Raw genomic sequence first — 1,372 nt, 5'->3', positions numbered from 1 at the left:
ATCGCCCTGATCCACCTGTTACGGCGCATGCCTCACAGCGCCGAGCGGTGACGTGGAGCGACGGCGCGAGTCGAGGAACGCGGCGATCTTGCTGGGGTTGAACACCCACATCACCTTGTGAATGCCCTCGTGCGAGGCCCCTATCGTCAGGACGGTCGCGGGCCGGCCGTTCCGGTAGATCATCATCGCTGCCCGTCCATTGGCCTGGACTCCGCGGACGTCCGCCTCGCGCCAGAACTGCCGGGTGGCGGTCGCCAGGCTCGCCACGCGAGCGCGGCCCAGAACGGGGATGCGAGCGGCGCCTCGAATGCCGTTGCCGTCGGACACACTGACGGCATCCGGTGTGAGGAGAGCCTCCAGCGAGGCGACGTTTCCCGTCTGCGACGCCGAGACGAAGGCTGTGAGGAGCCGTTGGTGCTCCGCCGTGTCCACTGCCCCCCGCTGCTCGGCCGAGAGATGCTTGCGGGCACGGCTCACGATCTTCCGCGTGTTGACGGGACTGAGTTGAAGGATCTCGGCGATCTCGGCATAGGCGTAGTCGAAGGCCTCACGCAGGACGTATGCGGCGCGCTCGGTGGGATTCAGCTTCTCCAGCACGAGGAGCAGCGCCAGTTCCAGAGCCTCCGCCCGCTCGGCGCCCACTTCCGGGTCGGTGCTCGTGTCTATGAGCTCGGGCAGCCACGGACCGATGTAGGTTTCGCGGCGCACACGGGCGGACTGAGCCACGTTGATGGCCAGCCGGGTGGTCGTGCTCGACAGAAACGCCACAGGACTGACCACCACCGACCGATCGGTCTTCTGCCAACGCAGCCACACCTCCTGAACCACGTCTTCCGCCTCGGCTGCGCTTCCCAGCACGCGGTAGGCGATACCGAAAAGACGTGGACGGAGCTCCACGAAGACAGAGACCGCCTCCTCGAGGGTACTTTCCGCGGGGCACGTCTCGGGATGCATGGTCCTGCTGTCTCCGTTCCTCCGGGTACCGCTGCTGTCGAGCCGCCCGATCATGCGGCTGCCGCGCGCCGGCCGGCTTCGGCAGCCGGCTCCTGACCAGGGCTGTTCCGGCCGTAAGGGTGCTCCGTGGTCGGCTGTCCGACTGCGGCGGCACTGCGTCCGTGATGATCACGGCTCTCCATCGCGTCTGCTCCTTTGACCGGGACCATCCACGTTCTGTGACAGGTCTGCCCTGCAGGTTGCTGTCGCCTCCCGGGCGGAACTCCACAGCTCGTACAGGATGTCATCCCGCTCCCACTGTCCTGCGCGCGGGAGGCGATGAACGGGGAGGAAGAGTGTCTCCTGAGTGACACGGTGTTGCCCGGGGACCGGTGGGACCCGCCCCAGAGGCCTCGATGCTCAGGTTCAATGATCATTC

At 66.8% G+C, this 1,372-nt stretch carries 1 protein-coding gene; it reads right to left on the bottom strand.

Annotated features, from left to right (window positions below; translation table 11 throughout):
* Positions 1–18 precede the first annotated feature (18 nt).
* Complete coding sequence (locus tag SSP24_RS42400; RefSeq protein ID WP_141316600.1) at positions 19–954, bottom strand: RNA polymerase sigma-70 factor; 936 nt, start codon at positions 952–954, stop codon at positions 19–21.
* Between the last annotated feature and the right edge of the window lie 418 nt (positions 955–1,372).

The organism is Streptomyces spinoverrucosus (assembly GCF_006539505.1).
GTDB classification, from domain to species: domain Bacteria; phylum Actinomycetota; class Actinomycetes; order Streptomycetales; family Streptomycetaceae; genus Streptomyces; species Streptomyces spinoverrucosus.
The sequence above is the reverse complement of the archived record's forward strand: the minus strand, read 5'-3'. Positions and strand labels throughout refer to the sequence as shown.